This window comes from Agrobacterium tumefaciens (assembly GCF_013337285.1).
Taxonomy (GTDB): domain Bacteria; phylum Pseudomonadota; class Alphaproteobacteria; order Rhizobiales; family Rhizobiaceae; genus Agrobacterium; species Agrobacterium burrii.
On the sequence record NZ_SUPW01000012.1, the window covers coordinates 1 to 19,964 of the forward strand.

At 59.9% G+C, this 19,964-nt stretch carries 20 protein-coding genes; 8 read left to right on the plus strand and 12 right to left on the minus strand.

What is annotated here, in order from left to right; all coding sequences use genetic code 11:
• The first annotated feature begins 104 nt into the window (after positions 1 to 104).
• The 7 genes from FCH38_RS22100 (at position 105) to FCH38_RS22130 (ending at position 7,251) form a co-directional block, all read left to right on the plus strand.
• Positions 105 to 1,595 (plus strand): sugar ABC transporter ATP-binding protein, encoded by a 1,491-nt coding sequence (locus FCH38_RS22100; RefSeq protein ID WP_174375175.1) that lies wholly within the window; start codon positions 105 to 107, stop codon positions 1,593 to 1,595.
• Positions 1,588 to 2,604, plus strand: a complete 1,017-nt coding sequence (locus tag FCH38_RS22105) for an ABC transporter permease (protein WP_174375176.1) — start codon at positions 1,588 to 1,590, stop codon at positions 2,602 to 2,604. The genes FCH38_RS22100 and FCH38_RS22105 overlap by 8 nt, the downstream gene beginning before the upstream one ends.
• Positions 2,601 to 3,596, plus strand: a complete 996-nt coding sequence (locus FCH38_RS22110; protein WP_046801277.1) for an ABC transporter permease — start codon at positions 2,601 to 2,603, stop codon at positions 3,594 to 3,596. Before FCH38_RS22105 ends, FCH38_RS22110 begins: the two co-directional genes overlap by 4 nt.
• A 1-nt stretch (position 3,597) precedes the next feature.
• A complete protein-coding gene (locus FCH38_RS22115) occupies positions 3,598 to 4,446 on the plus strand; it encodes a sugar phosphate isomerase/epimerase family protein (protein WP_149901061.1) in 849 nt (282 codons plus the stop codon).
• A gap of 29 nt (positions 4,447 to 4,475) precedes the next feature.
• Positions 4,476 to 5,141, plus strand: coding sequence for a nucleoside triphosphate hydrolase (locus tag FCH38_RS22120; RefSeq protein WP_174375177.1), 666 nt, complete (start codon positions 4,476 to 4,478; stop codon positions 5,139 to 5,141).
• Positions 5,142 to 5,206: 65 nt separating this feature from the next.
• Positions 5,207 to 6,076 carry a sugar phosphate isomerase/epimerase family protein gene (locus FCH38_RS22125; RefSeq protein ID WP_174375178.1) on the plus strand — a complete coding sequence of 290 codons (870 nt, stop codon included), beginning with the start codon at positions 5,207 to 5,209 and terminating at the stop codon, positions 6,074 to 6,076.
• 179 nt (positions 6,077 to 6,255) lie between these two features.
• Positions 6,256 to 7,251, plus strand: coding sequence for a hypothetical protein (locus FCH38_RS22130; protein ID WP_174375179.1), 996 nt, complete (start codon positions 6,256 to 6,258; stop codon positions 7,249 to 7,251).
• 150 nt (positions 7,252 to 7,401) lie between these two features.
• Here FCH38_RS22130 and FCH38_RS22135 read toward each other — a convergent pair whose 3' ends face one another.
• Both FCH38_RS22135 and FCH38_RS22140 read right to left on the minus strand, forming a co-directional pair.
• Positions 7,402 to 7,680, minus strand: coding sequence for an Atu4866 domain-containing protein (locus tag FCH38_RS22135; RefSeq protein WP_236776683.1), 279 nt, complete (start codon positions 7,678 to 7,680; stop codon positions 7,402 to 7,404).
• Between the two features lie 59 nt (positions 7,681 to 7,739).
• Complete coding sequence (locus tag FCH38_RS22140) at positions 7,740 to 8,462, minus strand: SDR family oxidoreductase (protein WP_174375180.1); 723 nt, start codon at positions 8,460 to 8,462, stop codon at positions 7,740 to 7,742.
• Positions 8,463 to 8,581: 119 nt separating this feature from the next.
• On the opposite strand from FCH38_RS22140, the gene FCH38_RS22145 reads away from it, so the two are divergent.
• The gene (locus FCH38_RS22145) at positions 8,582 to 9,490 is read left to right on the plus strand and encodes a LysR family transcriptional regulator (RefSeq protein ID WP_174375181.1); all 909 of its coding nucleotides are present in this window, start codon (positions 8,582 to 8,584) and stop codon (positions 9,488 to 9,490) included.
• Positions 9,491 to 9,523: 33 nt separating this feature from the next.
• Here FCH38_RS22145 and ehuA read toward each other — a convergent pair whose 3' ends face one another.
• The 10 genes from ehuA to FCH38_RS22195 all read right to left on the minus strand — a co-directional run bounded on the left by ehuA (position 9,524) and on the right by FCH38_RS22195 (position 19,958).
• Positions 9,524 to 10,303, minus strand: a complete 780-nt coding sequence (gene ehuA, locus FCH38_RS22150) for an ectoine/hydroxyectoine ABC transporter ATP-binding protein EhuA (RefSeq protein WP_174375182.1) — start codon at positions 10,301 to 10,303, stop codon at positions 9,524 to 9,526.
• Positions 10,300 to 10,992, minus strand: a complete 693-nt coding sequence (gene ehuD / locus FCH38_RS22155) for an ectoine/hydroxyectoine ABC transporter permease subunit EhuD (RefSeq protein ID WP_149901069.1) — start codon at positions 10,990 to 10,992, stop codon at positions 10,300 to 10,302. The genes ehuA and ehuD overlap by 4 nt, the downstream gene beginning before the upstream one ends.
• Positions 10,993 to 11,004: 12 nt before the next feature.
• Entirely contained in the window at positions 11,005 to 11,670 is a 666-nt protein-coding gene (gene ehuC / locus FCH38_RS22160) for an ectoine/hydroxyectoine ABC transporter permease subunit EhuC (protein ID WP_149901070.1), read from the minus strand.
• 60 nt (positions 11,671 to 11,730) lie between these two features.
• Positions 11,731 to 12,582 carry an ectoine/hydroxyectoine ABC transporter substrate-binding protein EhuB gene (ehuB, locus tag FCH38_RS22165; RefSeq protein ID WP_153516120.1) on the minus strand — a complete coding sequence of 284 codons (852 nt, stop codon included), beginning with the start codon at positions 12,580 to 12,582 and terminating at the stop codon, positions 11,731 to 11,733.
• Between the two features lie 61 nt (positions 12,583 to 12,643).
• Entirely contained in the window at positions 12,644 to 13,657 is a 1,014-nt protein-coding gene (gene doeB, locus FCH38_RS22170; protein ID WP_174375228.1) for a N(2)-acetyl-L-2,4-diaminobutanoate deacetylase DoeB, read from the minus strand.
• 4 nt (positions 13,658 to 13,661) lie between these two features.
• On the minus strand, positions 13,662 to 14,840 hold the full coding sequence (gene doeA / locus FCH38_RS22175; protein ID WP_174375183.1) for an ectoine hydrolase DoeA: 1,179 nt from the start codon (positions 14,838 to 14,840) through the stop codon (positions 13,662 to 13,664).
• A complete protein-coding gene (eutC, locus tag FCH38_RS22180; protein WP_174375184.1) occupies positions 14,837 to 15,850 on the minus strand; it encodes an ectoine utilization protein EutC in 1,014 nt (337 codons plus the stop codon). The genes doeA and eutC overlap by 4 nt, the downstream gene beginning before the upstream one ends.
• Positions 15,847 to 16,866, minus strand: a complete 1,020-nt coding sequence (gene eutB / locus FCH38_RS22185) for a hydroxyectoine utilization dehydratase EutB (protein ID WP_174375185.1) — start codon at positions 16,864 to 16,866, stop codon at positions 15,847 to 15,849. Before eutB ends, eutC begins: the two co-directional genes overlap by 4 nt.
• A 70-nt stretch (positions 16,867 to 16,936) precedes the next feature.
• A complete protein-coding gene (locus FCH38_RS22190; RefSeq protein WP_174375186.1) occupies positions 16,937 to 18,385 on the minus strand; it encodes a PLP-dependent aminotransferase family protein in 1,449 nt (482 codons plus the stop codon).
• A gap of 169 nt (positions 18,386 to 18,554) precedes the next feature.
• Positions 18,555 to 19,958, minus strand: coding sequence for an aspartate aminotransferase family protein (locus FCH38_RS22195; RefSeq protein WP_174375187.1), 1,404 nt, complete (start codon positions 19,956 to 19,958; stop codon positions 18,555 to 18,557).
• Positions 19,959 to 19,964: the final 6 nt, after the last annotated feature.

Consider the following 19,964-nt stretch of genomic DNA (forward strand, 5'->3'; position numbering starts at 1 on the left):
GGCGGGGGGCGGGGGTTAAAAAACCCCGCGCGACGCCCATTCAGGAAAACATGCCGAGCGCCACGTCTGCGATGCTTTCGCGGCGAAAGGAGAGATACGCTATCATGAGCGCAGAACCGCTCCTGTCCCTCAAGAATGTCAAAGTCACTTTCGGCGGCGTGCGCGCCCTGAAAGGCGTTTCTTTCGAGGTCAATCCCGGTGAAGTGCATTGCCTTGCCGGCGAAAACGGCTGTGGCAAAAGCACACTGATCAAGGTCATCACAGGCGTTTATACGCCCGAAAACGATGCGGAACTGTATTTCGACGGCAAGTCGATAGCTGCGATGACCCCGACGCTTGCGCAAGCGCTTGGCATTCAGGTGATCTGGCAGGATCTGGCGCTGTTTGATGAAATGTCGGTGGCGGAAAATATCGGCTTTCAGTACGCGGTGAACGGCAGATACGGGCTGGTCGACAAAGGCGCGATCGCAAAAGCGGCCGAGAAGGCCTTGGCCCGGCTCGGCGTCGAGATCGACCTCCACCGGCCGCTGAAGGAACTGCCGATTGCCCAGCGTCAGATCGTGGCGATTGCCCGTGCACTGGTCGGGGAAGCGCGCCTCGTTTTCATGGACGAGCCGACCGCGTCGCTGACGCAATCGGAAACGGACTATCTGATCGACATCGTCCGCAATCTCTCCGCCTCCGGCGTCGCGGTTGTGTTCGTCTCCCACCGGCTGGCGGAAGTGCTTGAGATTTCAGACCGCATCACCGTGCTGCGCGACGGGTCGCTTGTCGGTGTCTTCCCGGTTGAAGGCATGACCCAGTCACGCGTGACCGAACTGATGACCGGCCGCAATTTCGACAGCGCCGTCATCGCTGCCGATCACGATGACAAGCCCGTTGTTCTCTCCGTGCGCGGGCTCACGCGTGCGGGTGAGTTTGAAGATGTTTCTTTCGATTTACGGCAGGGCGAAACGCTGGGGATCACCGGACTGCTGGGAGCCGGACGCACGGAACTGGCCTTGACCCTTTTCGGCATGCATCGGCCGCAATCGGGTGAAATTCTGATCGACGGGAAGAAGGTGAATTTCCACTCCAACAGGGATGCGATCCGGGCCGGCGTCGCCTATCTTTCCGAAGACCGGCTTGCGCTTGGTCTCAATCAGCCCCAGTCGATTGCCGATAATCTCGTCATGGCCTCACTCGACCGGCTGCTGACGGGCGGCCTTATCTCGTCATCGAAAAAGGCGGATGTGGTTTCCCGCTGGATTTCAGCGCTCGGCGTCAAGATCGGCCTGCCGGAAGACCCGATCCGCACGCTTTCGGGCGGAAACCAGCAGCGTGTCGCCATTGCCAAGTGGCTGGCGATCGGCCCGAAAATCCTCATTCTGGATGCGCCGACCGTGGGTGTCGATGTCGGTGCGCGCGCGGGCATCTTCGAAATCGTTCGCAAGCTGGCCGCCGAAGGCCTTTCGATCATCGTCATTTCCGATGAACCGCCGGAAGTCTATTTCAACACAGACAGGATCATCCACATGGTCGAAGGCCGGTTCCACGCCACCCATGATCCGCGACATGTGTCGCTTACCGAACTGGAGTCCGCCATCTATGCGTAGGCTCATCCTCGGACATACGACCGAATTCACGCTGCTTGTGGTCATGGTGCTGCTTTGCACGGGCCTGTCCTTTGGCACCGATCGTTTCCTAACCATCTCCAACGCCTTCGATGTGCTGAATGTCTCGGCGGTCAACATCATCTTTGCGGTCGGCCTGCTTGTCGTGCTGATCTCGGGTGGTATCGATATCTCTTTCGCCGTTGCCGCTTCCGTCGTGCAATATGTCACGGTGCTGGCGCTTAATGCGCTGGGTGGCGGCAACTGGGCCGAAGGTTTCATCATTGCCGGCGCCGTTGGCCTTGGTCTCGGCTTCGTCAACGCCTTTCTGGTCTGGCGGCTCAATATCATTTCCATTGTCGCGACCATTTCCACCTTCAACATCTTCTTCGGCCTGCTGATGTTCTTCACCAAGGGCGTGTCGATCTACGATCTGCCGGAATGGCTTTCGACGCGCGTGGTGTTTTACGAACGTGAGATGCCGGATGGCTCCTGGGTCGAGTTGACGCTGCCGGTCGTGGTCATGATCCTCTGCTGCTTCGCTACCTGGTTCATGATTTCTCGCACCACGGTCGGCCGCAAACTTTATGCTTTCGGTGACAATCCGGAAGGCGCACGCCGCTTTGGCATCAATATCGGCGCCATGCATTATATTTCCTTTGGCTGGCTCGGCCTGATGGCGGGCATTGCCGGGCTCATGCAGGCGCATTACGCGCAGGAGGTCGTGCCCAACGCGCTTTATGGCCGCGAGCTGGATGTTCTTGCTGCCACCGTGCTTGGCGGCGCGCGGCTTGGCGGCGGCAAGGGTTCGGTCATCGGCTGCGTGCTTGGTGTGTTGATGGTGTCCATCACCCAGAACGGTCTCAACCTGATGGGCGTGTCTCCCTTTGCATTCAAGATGATCGTCGGCGCCATCATTCTCATTGCAATAACGCTTTCCTCCACCCGGTTCGACAAGCTGCTGCCGGCAGCCTTGCGGACCTCCGCTAAAAAGGGGAGTGCGCAGCGATGAGCAGCTTCGTTCGGAAATTCAACGCGATTTTCGGTGCCGACATGGCCGGGCCGGTGATTGCCTTTGTCGCGGTCATGCTCATCTTCGGGACGCTGGCGGATAATTTCCTGTCGCTCGCCACATTCGGTTCGGTCGCCTTCCAACTGCCGGAGCTCGGTCTGCTCACACTGGCGATGCTGCTGCCATTGCTGACCGGCGGGATCAATCTTTCCGTCACTTTCGCCGCCAATCTGTCGGGGCTGGCGGCAGCCTGGGTGCTGCAGGCCCATGGCGGCGTGGACGCACCGCCGAGCGCCTTCCTGCTCGCCTGCCTTGCCGCCCTTGCCACGGGTGGTGCTGCCGGCGCCATGACCGGCGCGGCGATTGCCTATACCCGCGCGCACCCGATCCTCGTCACCCTGTCGATGATGATTTTCCTGCGCGGGCTCGGGGAGTTCCTGACGCGTGGCGGTGATGTTTCCGGTTTTCCTGCCTATATGGCGCCGCTTGGCCACGGCACGCTTTTCGGGCTGCCCATCCCGCTGCTGATCTTCATCGCCTGCGTCGGGCTGTGGCATGTGCTCCTCACCCGCACGAAGCTCGGTTTCGGTCTGCTGATGATCGGCTCCAATATCGAGGCGGCGCGTTATTCCGGTCTCAATACCCGCAAGATCCAGGTGCTCGTCTACACGCTCTCGGGTCTCATGTGTGCCGTTGCCGGCATCATCATGCTTGCCCGTTTCAACTCGGTGCGTGTCGGACACGGTGAATCCTACCTGCTGATCACGGTGCTGGCGGCCTTCCTCGGCGGCATCAATCCATTCGGTGGATTCGGCCGTGTGCTGCCCGTCTTTGTTGCGCTGATCGTTCTGCAGCTCCTGTCGTCCGGGCTCAACCTTCTCGGCGCCAACCAGCATCTGGCAACGGCGCTGTGGGGGGTGCTGATGATTGTCGTCATGGCGGCGCGTGGCCTGTTTTCAGGTTACTTCGCATCTCTCAGAAAGAAGGTATGACGTGCAAGGCTTCGGTGTTCACGCAATGATGTGGTCCCTCAACTGGGATCATGAAAGCGCCAGGCGGGCCATTGCCGGTGCCGCGGATTATGGGCAGGACTTCATCGAGATTCCGCTTGTCGATCTCCCATCCGTCGATACGGCGCATACCCGCGCCATGCTGGAGAAATACGGTCTGCGGGCTGCCTGCTCGCTGGTCCTGCCGGAGCCCGCCTGGGCCTCCGTTCGCCCGGAAGCAGCCGTCGCCCATTTGAAGGCCGCGCTGGACAAGGCCGCTGAAATGGGGGCGGAAGCGCTGACCGGCGTGACCTATGGCGGCACCAGCGAGCGCACGGGTTTCCCGCCGACGCAGGCCGAATACGACAATCTGACACGGGCACTATGCCAGGCTGCCGGCCATGCGAAGACGCTTGGCCTGCAATTCGGGATCGAGGCCGTCAACCGGTATGAAAACCATCTGGTCAACTCAGCTGAGCAGGCCGTGGCGTTGGTTGAGCGTATCGGTGCCGACAACGTCTTTGTCCATCTCGATACCTTCCATATGAACATGGAGGAGAAGGGCATCGCCAATGGCATCATCGCTGCTCGTAACCATCTGAAATACATGCATATGTCGGAAAGTGACCGCGGCACGCCGGGTTTCGGCAATGTTGCCTGGGACGCGGTGTTTGCCGCACTCGCAGCCATCCGCTTCAAGGGCGTGCTGACGCTCGAAAGTTTTGCCGCGATGCCGGAGGAGATGGCGGGTGCGATTTCCACCTGGCGGCCGGTCGCTTCAGGCGCAGACGAGGTCCTCGACAAGGGGCTGGCCTTCCTGCGCGACAAGGCAAGCCAGTACCGGATTTTCTGACCGCAATCATTATCGGGGCGAGGACCACCTTGAGCACAATTGACAACAACGCCCGTAAGATTGCGGGCCTGGCTCTCGAACGCTTCGACCGGGCCAAAGGCCGACGCGTGATGATCGCGATTGCCGGCGCTCCGGGATCGGGAAAATCGACCATTGCCGAAGGTGTGGTGGATGTGTTGAACGCAGGTGGAGGCCAGTCCGCCGCGCTTTTCCCGATGGATGGTTATCACTATGACGATGCGGTGCTCGAGGAGATGAACCGCCGACCGTTCAAGGGCGCCATCGATACCTTCGATGCCCACGGGTTGCGGCAGATGCTCGAGCGTCTCAAGGCCAATGGGGATGATGTCGTTGCCGTTCCGGTCTTTGACCGGGCGATTGAAATCGCCCGCGCAGGCGGCCGGCTGATCCCGCAATCCGTCGATATCATCGTCTGTGAAGGCAATTATCTCCTCGCCGGCCAGTCGCCGTGGAACCGTCTCAAACCGATCTTCGATCTGACGGTTTTTGTCGATGTCGGCGAGGACGATCTGCGCGCCCGGCTGAGAAACCGCTGGCTGGGCTTCGGTCTTTCCGAGGACGAGATCAACCGGAAGGTCGAGGAGAACGATCTCCCGAACGGCCGTTTCATCATCTCGACGAGCACCGAACCCGATCTTCGCATCGGCAATCCGGGAAGCGCGGCCGCTTCCTGAGACGCCCCGAACGACCGCGTGCGCCCATATCCCAACCAAGTGAAACAGAAGCGAAAGAAATCCCCATGAAACACGGCATCTATTATTCTTACTGGGAACATGAGTGGAGCGCCAAGTTCGGCCCCTATATAGAAAAGGTCGCCAAACTCGGTTTTGATATCATCGAAGTCGCCGCCCATCATATCAACGAATACAGCGACGCCGAACTCGCTGCCATCAAGCAGAGCGCGAAGGATAACGGCATCATCCTCACCGCCGGCATCGGCCCGTCGAAATCAAAGAACCTGTCGTCGGAAGATGCGGCCGTGCGCGCAGCGGGCAAGGCGTTTTTTGAGCGGACGCTTACCAATGTCGCCAAGCTCGACATCCGCACCATCGGCGGCGCTCTGCATTCCTATTGGCCGATCGACTACTCGCAGCCGGTCGACAAGCCGGGCGATTATGCACGTGGTGTCGAGGGCATTCACGGCATTGCGGATTTCGCCAATGATCTCGGCATCAACCTGTGCATCGAAGTCCTCAACCGCTTTGAAAACCACGTGCTCAACACGGCGGCCGAAGGCGTCGCCTTCGTCAAGGATGTCGGGAAGACCAATGTGAAGGTCATGCTCGATACCTTCCACATGAACATCGAGGAAGACAGTTTCGGCGAAGCCATCCGCACGGCCGGCCCGCTGCTGGGTCACTTCCACACCGGCGAGAGCAATCGCCGTGTTCCGGGCAAAGGCAGGATGCCCTGGCAGGAAATCGGCCTCGCGCTTCGCGATATCAATTACACCGGCGCCGTCGTCATGGAGCCGTTCGTCAAGACCGGCGGCACCATCGGTTCTGATATCAAGGTGTGGCGTGATCTGAGCAATGGCGCCGACATCGCCAGAATGGACGAGGACGCCCGGAACTCCCTGGCATTTTCCCGTTTCGTCCTCGGCGGCTGATGTCCGCAAAAGCGTGTTGACCAGGCGCCGGTTATCGGCGGCGCCTGGGTCTCTCACCAAAAAAACAGGCTGATGACCGACGCGGCCAGTCCATCGGCAAGTTGAACAAACCACCATTCGTGGGCTAAGGCTGGGGAATCTGAGGATCGGAAACGATCCGCCCAAGGCTATTGGTTCACATGATCCCTGTCGCACTCCCGTCCGTCGAAGCGCTGCTTCTCGTCGCCTTCCTTCTCGCCGCGACCTTTGTCTGGGCCGTCTGGACGCTGGCGCTGCTTATTCGATATGTCTGCGGCCGCTGGAAACGCCCGATGCTGCTGCCCTATGGGCTGGTGACCGCCATCGCAGCCTTCACCCTATGGAAAACCGGTGATTTTTATATCCAGATGCGGGCCTATGACAGGGGGCGGGTGGCAAGCTATCGGCCGGAATTGCTTGAGCCAACCCGGCTTGGCCAGATCGATATGCCCAAAGGCACGAAACTCGAGCTGTCCATTGCCAATACCAGGGACGCCTTCACCCGCGCCGTGTTTCCGCATCCCGTGCGCGTTGCAGATATCGACGCCGTCGAGATCGTTCGCTATATCGCGGTAAAAACCAACGAGAACTTCGAAACCGTCGGCTTTACCCCAGACAACATGCGGATAAGCGGCATTGGCGTAACCACCCAGAGCGGTTGGCTCTGCGATGCTACCCAGCCGGTGGAATTTGATCTGCGGCCCGATGGCAGCATATCCGCCTTCAGCAGATGCATTCTTGCCGATGGCAATGTCGTTGATGGGATCACCCTGCCGGAAGGCACGTCCCTGCGCGCTTCCGCGGGCAATGTCTATATCGACGGCTTCGTCGATTCCGACAGATGGGTTCTCGACACGCCGCAAGGTCAGACCGTTCACGTCGATGATTTCGATCTCTCCGATGCGACGATTGCCCTTGATGACGAACGAAAACTCTACGAAATCAAAGGCGCAGTCCTGTCAAAAGAGGCTATGCTCGGCACGCGCCGCCACACGGCCGGAACCCATGTTCGCTATAACTCCCGGCACTTTCGGAAAGAATATCCAGCCGCATGGCTGCTCACCCCACCTCTGCCCGATGTTGATCCTCAGCCGGCATCGGCCGCAAGCGTCGTACAGAACAGGGAAGGAGAGGTTCTGGCCACCCCGGCGGATTGAGTTCGCGCGGGCCGAATTGCCGTGAAATATTCCTCTGGAAACTGCCTTGCCAGCCGCAGCTGCAAGCCAGCCACATCGACCAGGATGGTGCCGCAAGTGTCTGCTGGTGATGGATCGCGGGCGGGCGCGATCCATCGTTTTAATTGCACCTCACCGCTCCCGGTAAAAGATCATGCCGCCATGGTGGAGGACATCATCTATGAACGTTCCATCCGCGGTAAAGCCGGTATCGTCCCAGTAATCGATGTGATTGCCGGTCACAACGTAACGGCCCTGATAGGCGCTTTTGCGGTCGCCGCGGGCTTCGTCATAACGCCCGTTGGTCAAAAGCTCCTGGCGAATATGGCCGTCGCCTGTCACCCACATTCCGACATAAGGATGAGCCTGCGGCGGAGTAGAACCTGCGCGGGTTTCTGTTCCCGTAAGCATGGCCAATGCAGCGGCAACCGGTATTGTCATGTGTTTCATCTGTCTCATCTGTCTCCTCCTCAGGCGGCAGCCGTTGGGCGAATGACGATCTCGTTCAGATCGACGTCATCGGGCTGTTCGATGGCGAAACGCACCGCGCGACCGATGGCGTCGGGCTTCAGCGCAATGGCGCGGTAGGCTTTCATGGCCTCGGCGGCTGCCGGATCGGTGATCGTTTCCGCCAGTTCGCTTTCCACTACACCGGGATGAATGCAGGTGACGCGCAGGTCCGGCCGTTCCTGCCGCAACCCGTCCGAAATTGCCCTGACGGCGAATTTCGTCGCGCAGTAGACGGCGGCGGTGGGCACCACCGACAGCGCCCCGATGGAGGCGATATTGATGATGTGGCCGGAACCGCGCGACGTCATTTCCGGCAGCACGGCCGCGATGCCGTGCAGCACGCCCTTGATGTTGACGTCCACCATGCGGTCCCATTCGTCGACCTTCATCGAGGCCATCAGGGAAAGCGGCATGACGCCGGCATTGTTGATCATGACGTCGACCCGGCCGAAGGTTTCGCGGGCCTTGTCCGCGAAGTCGGCAACGTCGGCACGGTTGGTGACATCAAGCCGGCTGACCGCCACCTGGCCGTTGCCCGCTTCCCGGATCTCCTTTGCGAGTTCTTCCAGCCGCTCCGTGCGGCGGGCGCCGAGCATGAGTTTTGCGCCAGCCTTGCCGAGCTCACGCGCGATACCCGCGCCAATGCCGCTGGAGGCCCCCGTGATGAGAATAACCTTGTCCATCGTTCTTGTCCTTCCTGTTTAAAACCACCGCTCGATTTGCGGTTGTTTGAAAGATAGACAGGCAGCATTGTTGAGATAAGATACCTATTAGTTTCCATAGTGGTAAGAACAGCTAACCAATGTCTCCTGATCTGAATGCTCTCTCGGTCTTTGTGCTGGTGGCGGAACTGAAGAGTTTCCGTGCCGCTGCCGACCGCATGGGAGTGTCACGTTCCGCCGTCAGCCAGACGATCCGGCGGCTGGAAGAAATGCTCGGTCTGGCGCTGGTGTGGCGCACCACCCGCAGCGTCAGTCTTACCGAGGCGGGTGAGGGGCTTTATGCCAATATCGCTCCGGCCATAGCCGAAATGTCGGCGGCGCTGGAACAGGCCGGCGAATTGCGCGAAAGGCCGAACGGGCTGTTGCGGCTCACCGTCTCCTCCATTGCCGAAAGCTTCCTGTCCGGGCCGCTTCTCGCAGGCTTCACGGCCGCCTATCCGGACGTTCACCTCGATGTCGTGGTGACGGATGAGGAGTTCGATATTGTTGCCGAAGGTTATGACGCGGCCGTGCGGCTGGGCGAGGTTATCGATGAGGACATGATCATCGTGCCGATATCCGGGGATGTGCGGCAGCTGGCGGTCTGTTCGCCTGATTATCTCAAGGGTAGCAGCAAGCCCGCGCACCCGAAGGAACTGGCGCATCACCGCTGCATTGGCTGGCGGCCGGCTCCGCGTAGCGCACCCTATCGCTGGGAGTTTGCGGAGGCCGGGCGCGAATTCAGTGTCGCGGTAGCGCCGGAGATCACCACCAACGACATGGCACTCATGATCCGCATGGCGGTGGCGGGAGCAGGGATCACCTTCGGCATCGAAGATACATTCCGCAGTTGGATCGATCGCGGCGAGCTGGTGCCGCTGCTTGAGGACTACTCACCATATTTCCCCGGCTTCTACCTCTATTATCCGAGCAGGCGTAATCTGGCGCCCAAGCTCCGGGCGCTGATCGATCACGTCAAGACATCAAGGCAACGCACGCGGTCGCTTTAAACGATGATGGCGTGCCTTGGCTTCGATGTCGCTTTACCGCAAAACCGATGACAGAAATTCGCGGGTCCGCTCTTCCTTCGGTCCGCCGAAAATTTCCTCGGGTGTGCCCTGTTCGCAGATACGGCCTTTGTCGAAGAAACAGACGCGGTCCGACACTTCGCGGGCAAAGCGCATTTCGTGGGTAACAAGCAGCATCGTCAGATCGTGCTCATTCGCCAGATCACGGATGACTGACAGCACTTCACCCACCAGCTGCGGGTCAAGCGCCGAGGTCGGCTCATCAAAAAGCAGGACACGCGGGCGCATGGCAAGCGAGCGGGCAATGGCGACACGCTGCTGCTGACCGCCGGAAAGCTGCACCGGAAAATGATCCTTCTTGTCGGCCAGCCCGACCATCTTCAGCAATTCGATTGCACGCGCTTCCGCCTCTGCGCGGGCAATGCCCAGCACCCGCACCGGCGCTTCCACGATGTTGCGAAGCACCGTCATATGCGGAAAGAGGTTGAAGCTCTGAAAGACCATGCCGACGTGATTGCGGATCTGGCGAAGGTGTTTCTCCGAAGCCTGAAAGGGGCCTTTGCCGCCCTGCTCATGATAGGAGATATCGGCAAGGGTAAGCTTGCCCTCCTGGAACGGTTCCAGCGTCATGAGAATGCGCAGAACCGTTGATTTGCCGGAACCGGAAGGGCCGATAAGCGTAACTTTTTCCCCCCTTGCCACGCTGAAATTGAACTGGTCGAGAACCGTCAGAATGCCGAAGCGCTTCGTGACATCGCAAAATTCGATCAGCGGCTGATTGGTGGTGTTGGTCATCGCAAGGGTATTCCTGCTTTTGGTAGCGCCCTTTGCAGGCGGCTGAGGCCTGCCGAGCAGATTATTGTCAGAAGAAGGAAGATCAGGCCGACAAGCGTCAGCGGTACCAGATATTCGAAGGTGCGCTCGCCGATCATGTTGGCAAGCCCCATCATCTCCAGAACCGTGACGACGGAAAGGACCGGCGTTTCCTTGATCATGGCGACAAGGTAGTTGCCCATCGCCGGCACGATGCGCGGGATGGCCTGAGGAATGATGATATCCCGATAGGTCTGCATCTGTGTCAGATTGAGCGCGGTCGCAGCTTCCCACTGGCCGTGATGCACCGCCTCGATGCCGCCGCGATAGACCTCGGAGGTATAGGCCGCATATTGCAGGCCGAGCGCCAGCGCGCCGGTCAGGAAGGCGGGCAGTACGATGCCGAACTCCGGAAGCACGTAATAAAGGAAGAACAGCTGCACCAGCAGTGGCGTATCGCGAAGGAACTCGACAACCAGAGCAGTCGGCCAGGAGATCATCTTGACCCGGCTGCGGCGCAGCAGTGCAAAAACGAGCCCCAGAACCAGCGCGATGGCGAAGCCGGCGGCTGCCGCCTTCAACGTCACCGTCAGGCCGATCAGGATGATGGGCAGGATCGATGTTGTATAGGTGAGCCAGGTGGTGGTGTCCCATTCGTAACCATACATCATGAGAAGATATCCTTACGAATGGCGGGTGCGCGGAAAGACGTTGCCGCGCCTGACGAAATGTTCGATCACCCGGATGATGACCATCAGGATCAGGGACATCGCGAAATAACAGAGCAGCGTGATCGAATAGATACTGGTGCTATCCAGCGTCAGGTTGCGGATCGACTGCGCCGCGAATGTCAGGTCGGCAATCGAGATCAGCGACACGAGCGAAGAAAGCTTCAGCGTTTCTATCGCCAGATTGCCGAATGCCGGCATCATCTCGACGATTGCCTGCGGCAGCGAGATGCGAAACAGCGTCTGCATCCGCGTAAAGTTCAGCGCGCGGGCCGCTTCCAGCTGCTGCACGGAAACGGAGGACAGCGCACCGCGCACGATCTCCGCGCCATAACCGCCGGCATGGGCGGCGAGCACCAGAATACCTGTGGTGATCGGATCAAAGCTCAGCCCAACGAGCGGCAGCGCGTAATAGAACCAGAAGAGCTGAACCAGCAGCGAGGTGCCGCGAAACACCTCCGTATAACAAAGCGCGACCTTTGACAGGATCGGTCCGCCTTCGACACGCAAAATCCCAAAGAAAAAGGCGAGCAGCGTGCCGACAACGAGCGCTGCGAGCGTAATCGTCATGGTGACGACGGCACCTTGCCACAACATTGGCAGGTAGGCGGTCATGTCCATCTGGAGTTTTCCCAAGTTCCTGACGAGCGGCGCCCGGCGAAAACCGGGCGCCGATGAGCGTTATTTTCCGGCGCAGAGATCGGCGACCTTCTTTTCGGCCGCTGCCGCGATACTCTGTTCGGACAGACCGTATTTGGACAGGATTTTCTTGTAGTCATCCGTCTTGCGGAATTCGATCAGAGCGGCGTCAAATGCGTCACGCAACTCCTTGTCCTCGGGGCGGAAGGCGAAGCCGCCATAATTGCGCACCGGCGCATCCTTCACAACCGGATCTACGAACGGCTTGACCTGCTCGACATTGGCCTGATTTTTGGCGAGTTCGGAGACGGTGAGCTCCGTGGCCGCATAGGCATCCGCGCGGCTCTGTACGGTGGGGATCGCATCGGCATTGGCCGGAATGAAGACGATCTGCTCGTCCTTGACGCCGACGGCCCGCAGGAAATCGACATTGTTGGCGCCCGAGACGACGGCCACCTTCAAGGATGGATCCTTGGCGATATCGGCATAGGTTGTCAGCTTCTTCGGATTGCCCTTCTTCACCAGCAGGCCTTCGCCGTAGGAAGAATTCGGCTCGGTGAAGGAGACCTGCTTGCAGCGTTCGGGCGAGATGTTCTGTTCTGCCGCCGCAAAATCGAAGCGACGGGCCTTAAGGCCGGGGATCAGCGTGCCAAACGGCGTCACCGTCCAGTTGACCTCCTCGATACCCATCGATTTCAGAACCGCATTGGCCACATCAGGGCCGATCCCGGCAGATGTGCCGTCGGGCTGCATGTAGGAATAGGGCACTTCGTTTGCCGTGGCGGCACGAATATATCCCTGGCTCTTGACCTCCTCTAAGGTCAAGGCGCTGGCCGATGTCATGCCGATGGCAAGGGCAAGGGCGGAAAGCCCGGCGATTTTGGTAATGTGCATGGTATTACTCCTCTGGTTGGGTTGCGTGGTCCGTTTTCGGATCTCACGGGGGTTCGTTTGACTATGTGTTCTCCGTTACCGTGGCGATGACGGAAAGGCAGTCGCCGGCCTTGATCAGGCCAGGAACGTGGCGCGCCGCAAGCACGCCACCGATGGATGCGCGGTAGTCGACTGGCGCGAGGCCGGTTTTTCCAACCGGATAGACCCGGGCGATGATTTCACCTGCCGTGACCGCGTCTCCCAGATCGCGGACAAAGGCGACGAGCCCGTCATCTTCGGCAAAAATGAAGCAATTGCTGGAGGGCATGTCCAGCCAGCGGCTTGGTTGAACATCCGGCGAACCGGCCAGTATGCCGGCGTGACGCAGCAGATTGAGGCTGCCTTTCCGGGCGATGTCGATCGATCTTGCGCTCGCCGTGCCGGCACCGCCCAGTTCGGTCGTGACAAAAACCTTGCCGAGTTCCTCGACCGTCGTATCGAGCATGCCGACGGCATCGATTTCCAGCATCTTCATCGAATAGGGCGCAGCAAAGGCCGCCACCGCCTCAAAACAACGGGTCTCCTGCACCTTGTCGGGCAATTCGTGAGCGGCGGCATAGGGCAGGAAGTCGAGTGTCCTGCCGCCGGAATGGAAATCGAGAACAATATCCGCAAGCGGTATCAGATGGCGGGTCACGTAATCGGCGATCTTCTCCGTCACCGTTCCATCAGGCCGGCCGGGAAAGCTGCGGTTCAGGTTTCCCCGATCGATTGGCGACGTCCGTGTGCCCGCGCGAAAGGCGGGATAGTTGAGCGCCGGCACGATGATGATGCGGCCGCTTACCTCAGCCGGATCAAGCGTATGGGCAAGCTCGAAAAGTGCTGCCGGCCCCTCATACTCGTCGCCGTGATTGCCGCCGGTCAGAAGTGCCGTTGGCCCGTCGCCATTGGCGATGATGCAGATCGGTATCATCACCGAACCCCAGGCGCTGTCATCGCGGCTATAGGGTAGCCGCAAATGACCGTGCTGCACGCCTTTCGCGTCGAAATCGACGGAGGGCGTGATCGGTGAGGGGCGAGGAGCGGTGCTCAACATCATCTCAGCCCTTCACGAAGAGTTGCCGCGGCACATTCGACAGGCACTCGACGCCCGTTTCGGTGATCGCGATGCTTTCGGTGATTTCCAGCCCCATGTCCTCAAGCCACAGACCCGTCATGAAATGGAACGTCATGCCGGGTTTCAGCTCGGTGCGGTCGCCGGGCCGCAGGCTCATGGTGCGCTCGCCCCAGTCAGGCGGATAGGACAGGCCGATCGGATAGCCGGTACGGTTGTCCTTGATGATCCCGTATTTTTTGAGCACGGCGAAAAAGGCATTGGCGATGTCTTCGCAGGTATTGCCCGGCTTCGCTGCCGAAAGTCCGGCTTCCATGCCTTCGAGTGTTGCTTTTTCCGCATCGAGAAACGCCTGTGTCGGCTTGCCGAGAAAAACGGTGCGCGACAGCGGGCAATGGTAACGCCTGTAGGCGCCGGCAATCTCGAAGAATGTCCCTTCTCCCAGGCGCATGGGTTTGTCGTCCCATGTCAGATGCGGCGCGGAAGCGTCGGCTCCGGACGGCAGCAGCGGAACAATGGCGGGATAGTCACCACCGAATTCGGCGGTGCCGCGAATGCCGGCATCGTAAATCTCGGCAACGAGGTCGCATTTGCGCATACCGGGTTCGACGACATCAACGATGCGCTTGTGCATCAGCTCGACGATCTTGCCGGCATTGCGCATATAACCGAGTTCGGTCGGGCTCTTGATTGCGCGCTGCCAGTTCACGAGACCGGCCGCATCCTTGAATCGGGCGTTCGGCAGATGTTTCTGCAGCGACGCAAAAGCGGCGGCGGAGAAATAGTAGTTATCCATCTCGACGCCGACGGTGAGGCCGGACCAGCCCCGGTCTTCGATGATCTGCGACAGCAGATCCATGGGGTGCCGTTCGGTCGATTGAACGTAATGATCGGGATAACCGATAATATTGTCATGGGCGAGGTAGGCCGTGCGCTTTGCGCCATTGGCGTCCTGTTTTCGGCCATACCAGATCGGCTCGCCATCCGGTGGCACGAGCACACATTGATGCACATAAAAGGACCAGCCGTCATAACCGGTCAGCCAGTGCATGTTGGACGGGTCGGTGACCACAAGAAGATCGATGCCGGCCTTTTCCATGGATTTGCGGGTTTTGGACAGGCGCGCGGCATATTCCTCGCGCGTAAAGTTCAGCGTTATGCTCACGCTGCGTCTCCCATTTTCACACTGTTTTCGATGATTTGGCCGCTATTGGCTTCCCGTGCGCGGGTGAAGGCGAGATTGGCGATGGCGGTGTCCTGCACGCCGGTGCCGGTCAGGTCGGCAAAGGTTATTTGGTCGCCGCCCACTCTTCCCTGCGCCTTGCCGGCGATGATGGCCCCAAGCTCGGCGAATTGCTGATCCGGCATGACACGCCCTGCGGCGATGGCATGGTGCAGCTCGCCGAGAATGCGGGTCTGGGTCAGACGGTCTGCGACATAGGTCGCCTGGGCAAAGACGCCGGGATCAATCTCGTTCTTGTGTTCGGCGTCCGATCCCATCGCGGTCAGATGCTGGCCCGGTTCCAGCCAGTCGGCAAAGAGGATCGGCTTTTCGGAAGGTGTTGTGGTGATGATGATGTCCGCGCCTCGTATTGCGTCACGCGGGTCGGGTATGGCGGTAACCTCGATGCCGTGTTCGCGGGAGAAATCGCCGGCGAGTTTCTGCGCCCTGTCATGGTTTCTTGCCCATATCCGGGCTGATCTTATCGGGCGCACCAGCATCAGGGCTTCCAGCTGCAACCGTGTCTGCATGCCTGCGCCGAAAATCGTGGCGGTGGAGGCATCCTCGCGCGACAGGTGGCGCGCAGTGACCGCGCCGGCTGCGGCGGTGCGAACATCGGTGAGATAACCATTGTCGAGAAGCAGCGCCTCCACCAGTCCCGTTTTCGCACTGAAGAGGATCATCAGGCCGTTGAGGCTCGGCAGGCCAAGCTTCGGATTATCGAAGAATCCGGGGCTGACCTTGATGGCGAAACCTTCAAAGCCGGGCACGTAAGCCGTCTTTACATCCACTTCGCCGCGGAACTCTGGAATGTCGAGGCGCAGGATCGGCGGCATGGCGACGGCTTCGGTGGCCAGTGCCGCAAAGGCCCGTTCGACACAGTCGATGGAAGACAGATCGAGCTTGACGATGGCGCGAAGGTCGTTTTCGGTCAGGATGGTGATGCGGCTCATGCGACAGCTCCCTCGACGATCGTCTTGTGAATGGCCGGGTCGATATTGCCGCCGGATACGATAAGGGCGGTGGGGCCGGTGATTTTGATCTTGCCCGACAGGATCGCAGCAAAACCAACCGCGCCGGCTCCTTCCACGATCAAACCTTCTTCGCGTGCCGCATGGCAGATCCCGGCAGCAATCTCGGCTTCGGAAACCAGCACGATCTCGTGAAGCAGCGCGCGGCAGAGTGCAAAAGTCACGCGGTTTTCCAGCCCGATGCCACCACCCAGCGAATCCGCCAGTGTTTCCTCCTCCCGCACGGAGACAGGCCTGCCGGCCGAGACCGATGCATGCATGGCCGCGCCGCGCTCCATGGAAATACCGATGATGCGGGCCTGCGGCTTCAGGGCTTTGATGGCCACGGCGATGCCGCCCGCCAGACCGCCACCGGAGAGGGGAATGAGGATGGTTTCCAGATCAGGCATGTCCTCGACAATTTCGAGGCCGATCGTACCCTGACCGGCCACGACATTCACATCATCAAAGGGCGGGATCGACGTCAGGCCGTGGCTGCCTGTCAGGCGCTCAACTTCCTCCTGCGCGTCGTCCTGCGATGTGCCGACGATGCGAATATCAGCGCCGAGGGCACGGATGGCTTCGACCTTGTTTGCCGGGACGAGCGACGACATGCAGACCGTGGCCGGGATGCCGAGTTTGCGCCCGGCAAAGGCGACAGCGCGGCCATGATTGCCCGTCGAGGCGGTAACGAGGCCACGCCTGCGCGCCTCGTCGTCAAGCGACAGGATCGCATTCATCGCGCCGCGCAGCTTGAAAGCGCCAACCGGCTGAAGGGTTTCCAGTTTGAGATGGACCGGCGCGCCGGGACGTTGTGACAGGACATCGGAGCGAACCAACGGCGTCAGCTCTACATGGCCGAGGATACGCGCGGCAGCCTGCTCGATATCCGCCAGCGAGACCGGCAGCAGGAATGTGTCAGCGGATATGGAAAGGTTTTCGCTCTTCATGATTGTCATGTTGAGATCGAAGTAAAATCATGTCAATTATTATATTGTAATGATTCAATGATTTTCGGGCAAGTGCGTTTCAGCCGATCGAACCGATGTCATAAACCGGGGGTAGTTGCTCGAAGGCCTGGCGCACCGTCGTCAGTGCCTTGGTGAGGCTTTGATGGTTGAGGCGTCCACCGAGACATATGCGAATACCGCCGCCATGGCCTGGCCCGGCAACAAAGGGCTCCGACGGCGTGACCGCAACGTTCTGGTTGGTCAGGGAACGGACCAGGCCGTCTTCCGTCCAGTGCGGCGGAACCCTGAGCCAGGCGCAGAAGGAGAGGGGATGGCTCGAGGCGATATGGTCGCCGAGGATTTCCATCGCAATGGTCTGTCGGGCGCGGGCTTCGGCGCGCTGGATGTCCAGCAGCCGGCGCGCGGTGCCGTTTTCAACCCAGCGTGTGGCGATTTCGGCGGTCAGATATGTACCGCTCCAGCTCGAAACCCGCAGGATGGAGGCGGCGCGGATGGAATAGGCCGGTGGCACGACGAGATAACCGACGCGCAGCCCTGTCAGGACCGTCTTGGTAAAGCTGGTAACGAAAAAGCCCAGATCCGGCAGCATCTCGGTGATGGACGGCAACCCGTCTTCGATCATCGGGCGATACACTTCATCCTCAATGACGAAGACGCCGTGTCGTTGCGCAATCGCGGCGATGTCGCGCCGGCGTTCCGCGCCCGCGACGTGGCCGGTGGGATTGTTGAGGGTTGGGATGAGAACGAGCGCCCGCACCCCGCCCGCCGCGCAGGCGGCCTCCAGCGCATCGGGCAGAATGCCCTCGCCATCCGTGGGCAGTCCCTTGAGACTGAACCCCAGAATGTTGGAAAGGCCGATAATTCCGTGATCGGTAAGGTTTTCGCACAGCACGACGTCGCTCGAACGGACGATGCAGCTGAGCGCGAGGAAAATGCCGTGCGCCGCGCCATTGGTGACAAGGATACGCTCGGCACCGGCCGTGACGCCCATCATGCCGAGCCAGCTGCGTGCCGTCTCGCGATGGCTGTCCAGTCCCGCGACCGGACGGCAGGGGCGCATGAAGCTTGAATTGTCACTATCCGCCAGTTCGCGCAGGATCGCACGCGAGGCCGTTTCGTGCTCCTCGAGATAGACGCCGCGGATGATGGAAAGATCAAGCACCTCGGTCGGGCTGTGATCCAGCATCATGCGGCCCGCCCGGTCGGTTACCCGCGCCTTGACGAAGGTGCCGCGGCCGATTTCGCCGCTCAGATAACCCAGCCGTTCAGCCTCCTTGTAGGAGAGGCTGACGGTCTGGACGGAAAGGCCAAGATCGCGGGCCAGATCGCGATGGGTCGGCATCCGGTCCATCGGCTTCAAGACACCGGCATCGATATCGGCGATGATCCGTTCCGTCAGTGCCGAATGTTTGGTCTCGCCCTTCTGCTTGGTCAGGCTTGGCCGCCATGCCACCGGTTTTGTTGCGGGAACCGGATCGAGGCTGAGCGGATTGGCTTGACGACGCATGAAATTGTCTCGTTTTTGACGACGGTAATTTCATGACATTATGCACGGTTCTTCAAAAAGATGAAGCCTTATGCATCACCGGTGACGATTGCACTGCGAATATGCGCAATCGCCACGCCGTTGCCGCTCAAACAGGCATTGATGACGAAAGCCGGAATGGCATGGATCCTCAGATTTTTTCGCCCGCCTGTACCAGCTCATCCATGACGCTGCGAACCGCAGCTTCGGCGATGGCGATGATCTCGTCCACCTCTGCCTTCGTCGTGACCAGCGGCGGCGCAAAACCAAGAATATCGCCATGCGGCATGGCACGTGCAATGAGACCGCCGTTGCGCGCCGCCTTGGAAACGCGCGCGCCGACCGCAAGGCCAGGGGCAAAGCGGGTTTTCCTGTCCCGGTCGGCAACAAATTCGATTGCGCCCATCAGGCCCACACCGCGCACTTCACCGACGATTGGCAGCTGGGCAAACTTCGCCTTGAGCTGTTCCTGGAAATAGCTGCCGACGGCGCGCGCATTGCCCGGCAGGTCTTCCTTTTCCACGATGTCGAGCACGGCATTTGCCGCTGCCGCACCAATAGGATGGCCTGAATAGGTATAGCCGTGCGAGAAGGCACCGACGCGATCAGCGCCTTCCTCCATCACCTTGTAAACCTTCTCGCCGACGATTGCGCCGGAGAGCGGGAAATAGGCGGAGGTCAGGCCCTTCGCGACCGTAAGCAGATCCGGTTCGATGCCATAGTGCTGCGAGCCGAACATGGAGCCGGTACGGCCGAAACCGGTGATCACTTCATCGGCGATCAGCAGGATGTCGTATTTCCCGAGGACAGTCTGTATCGCCGCCCAGTAACCTTCCGGCGGCGGTGTAATGCCGCCGGTGCCGAGCACCGGTTCGGCAATGAAAGCGCCAATGGTGTCGGGATTTTCCCGAAGGATAAGCGCTTCGAGCTCGTCGGCGCGCCGCTTTGAAAATTCGAGTTCGGTTTCACCTGCTTCCGCACCCCAATAATGATGGGGAGCGCCGGTGTGCAGGATGCCCGCACGCGGCAGGTCCATGTGATCGTGATAAAAGCTCATGCCGGTCATGGAGCCGGAGACGACGCTGCAGCCGTGATATCCCCGCTCACGCGAGATGATCTTCTTCTTTTCCGGCTTGCCGCGCAGGTTGTTGTAATACCAGACGAGCTTTGCCTGAGTTTCGTTGGCATCCGAACCGGACATGCCATAAAAGACCTTGCTCATCCTGCCTGGCGCCATTTTTACCAGCCGGTCTGAAAGGATCGCCAGTTCGTCGGTCGTGTGGGCGGCGTAGGAATGATAATAGGCAAGGCGATAGGCCTGGCGGGAAATGGCCTCGGCCACCTCGGTGCGGCCATATCCGACATTGACGCAATAAAGCCCGGCAAAACCATCGATCAATTGTTTGCCATGCGCGTCCTGAATGCGAATGCCCTTGCCGGTTTCAACGATCGTCGGTTCGCCGAGCTTGCCGCTGGCGAAATCCTTCAGCTGCGTAAAGGGGTGCAGAACCGCGTTGCGATCCATTTCGGCGATACGTTTGATGTCGATGGTCATGACAGA

Bases quoted from the DNA above. Each gene is read 5' to 3' on its own strand.
- ehuB (WP_153516120.1), bottom strand. From the start codon at position 12,582: ATGCACATTACCAAAATCGCCGGGCTTTCCGCCCTTGCCCTTGCCATC.
- FCH38_RS22145 (WP_174375181.1), top strand. From the start codon at position 8,582: ATGTCTCCTGATCTGAATGCTCTCTCGGTCTTTGTGCTGGTGGCGGAA.
- ehuA (WP_174375182.1), bottom strand. From the start codon at position 10,303: ATGACCAACACCACCAATCAGCCGCTGATCGAATTTTGCGATGTCACG.
- FCH38_RS22140 (WP_174375180.1), bottom strand. From the start codon at position 8,462: ATGGACAAGGTTATTCTCATCACGGGGGCCTCCAGCGGCATTGGCGCG.
- eutB (WP_174375185.1), bottom strand. From the start codon at position 16,866: ATGACAATCATGAAGAGCGAAAACCTTTCCATATCCGCTGACACATTC.
- FCH38_RS22195 (WP_174375187.1), bottom strand. From the start codon at position 19,958: ATGACCATCGACATCAAACGTATCGCCGAAATGGATCGCAACGCGGTT.
- FCH38_RS22130 (WP_174375179.1), top strand. From the start codon at position 6,256: ATGATCCCTGTCGCACTCCCGTCCGTCGAAGCGCTGCTTCTCGTCGCC.
- FCH38_RS22125 (WP_174375178.1), top strand. From the start codon at position 5,207: ATGAAACACGGCATCTATTATTCTTACTGGGAACATGAGTGGAGCGCC.
- FCH38_RS22105 (WP_174375176.1), top strand. From the start codon at position 1,588: ATGCGTAGGCTCATCCTCGGACATACGACCGAATTCACGCTGCTTGTG.
- doeB (WP_174375228.1), bottom strand. From the start codon at position 13,657: ATGTTGAGCACCGCTCCTCGCCCCTCACCGATCACGCCCTCCGTCGAT.
- FCH38_RS22110 (WP_046801277.1), top strand. From the start codon at position 2,601: ATGAGCAGCTTCGTTCGGAAATTCAACGCGATTTTCGGTGCCGACATG.
- ehuD (WP_149901069.1), bottom strand. From the start codon at position 10,992: ATGATGTATGGTTACGAATGGGACACCACCACCTGGCTCACCTATACA.
- ehuC (WP_149901070.1), bottom strand. From the start codon at position 11,670: ATGGACATGACCGCCTACCTGCCAATGTTGTGGCAAGGTGCCGTCGTC.
- FCH38_RS22100 (WP_174375175.1), top strand. From the start codon at position 105: ATGAGCGCAGAACCGCTCCTGTCCCTCAAGAATGTCAAAGTCACTTTC.
- FCH38_RS22135 (WP_236776683.1), bottom strand. From the start codon at position 7,680: ATGCTTACGGGAACAGAAACCCGCGCAGGTTCTACTCCGCCGCAGGCT.
- eutC (WP_174375184.1), bottom strand. From the start codon at position 15,850: ATGAGCCGCATCACCATCCTGACCGAAAACGACCTTCGCGCCATCGTC.
- FCH38_RS22190 (WP_174375186.1), bottom strand. From the start codon at position 18,385: ATGCGTCGTCAAGCCAATCCGCTCAGCCTCGATCCGGTTCCCGCAACA.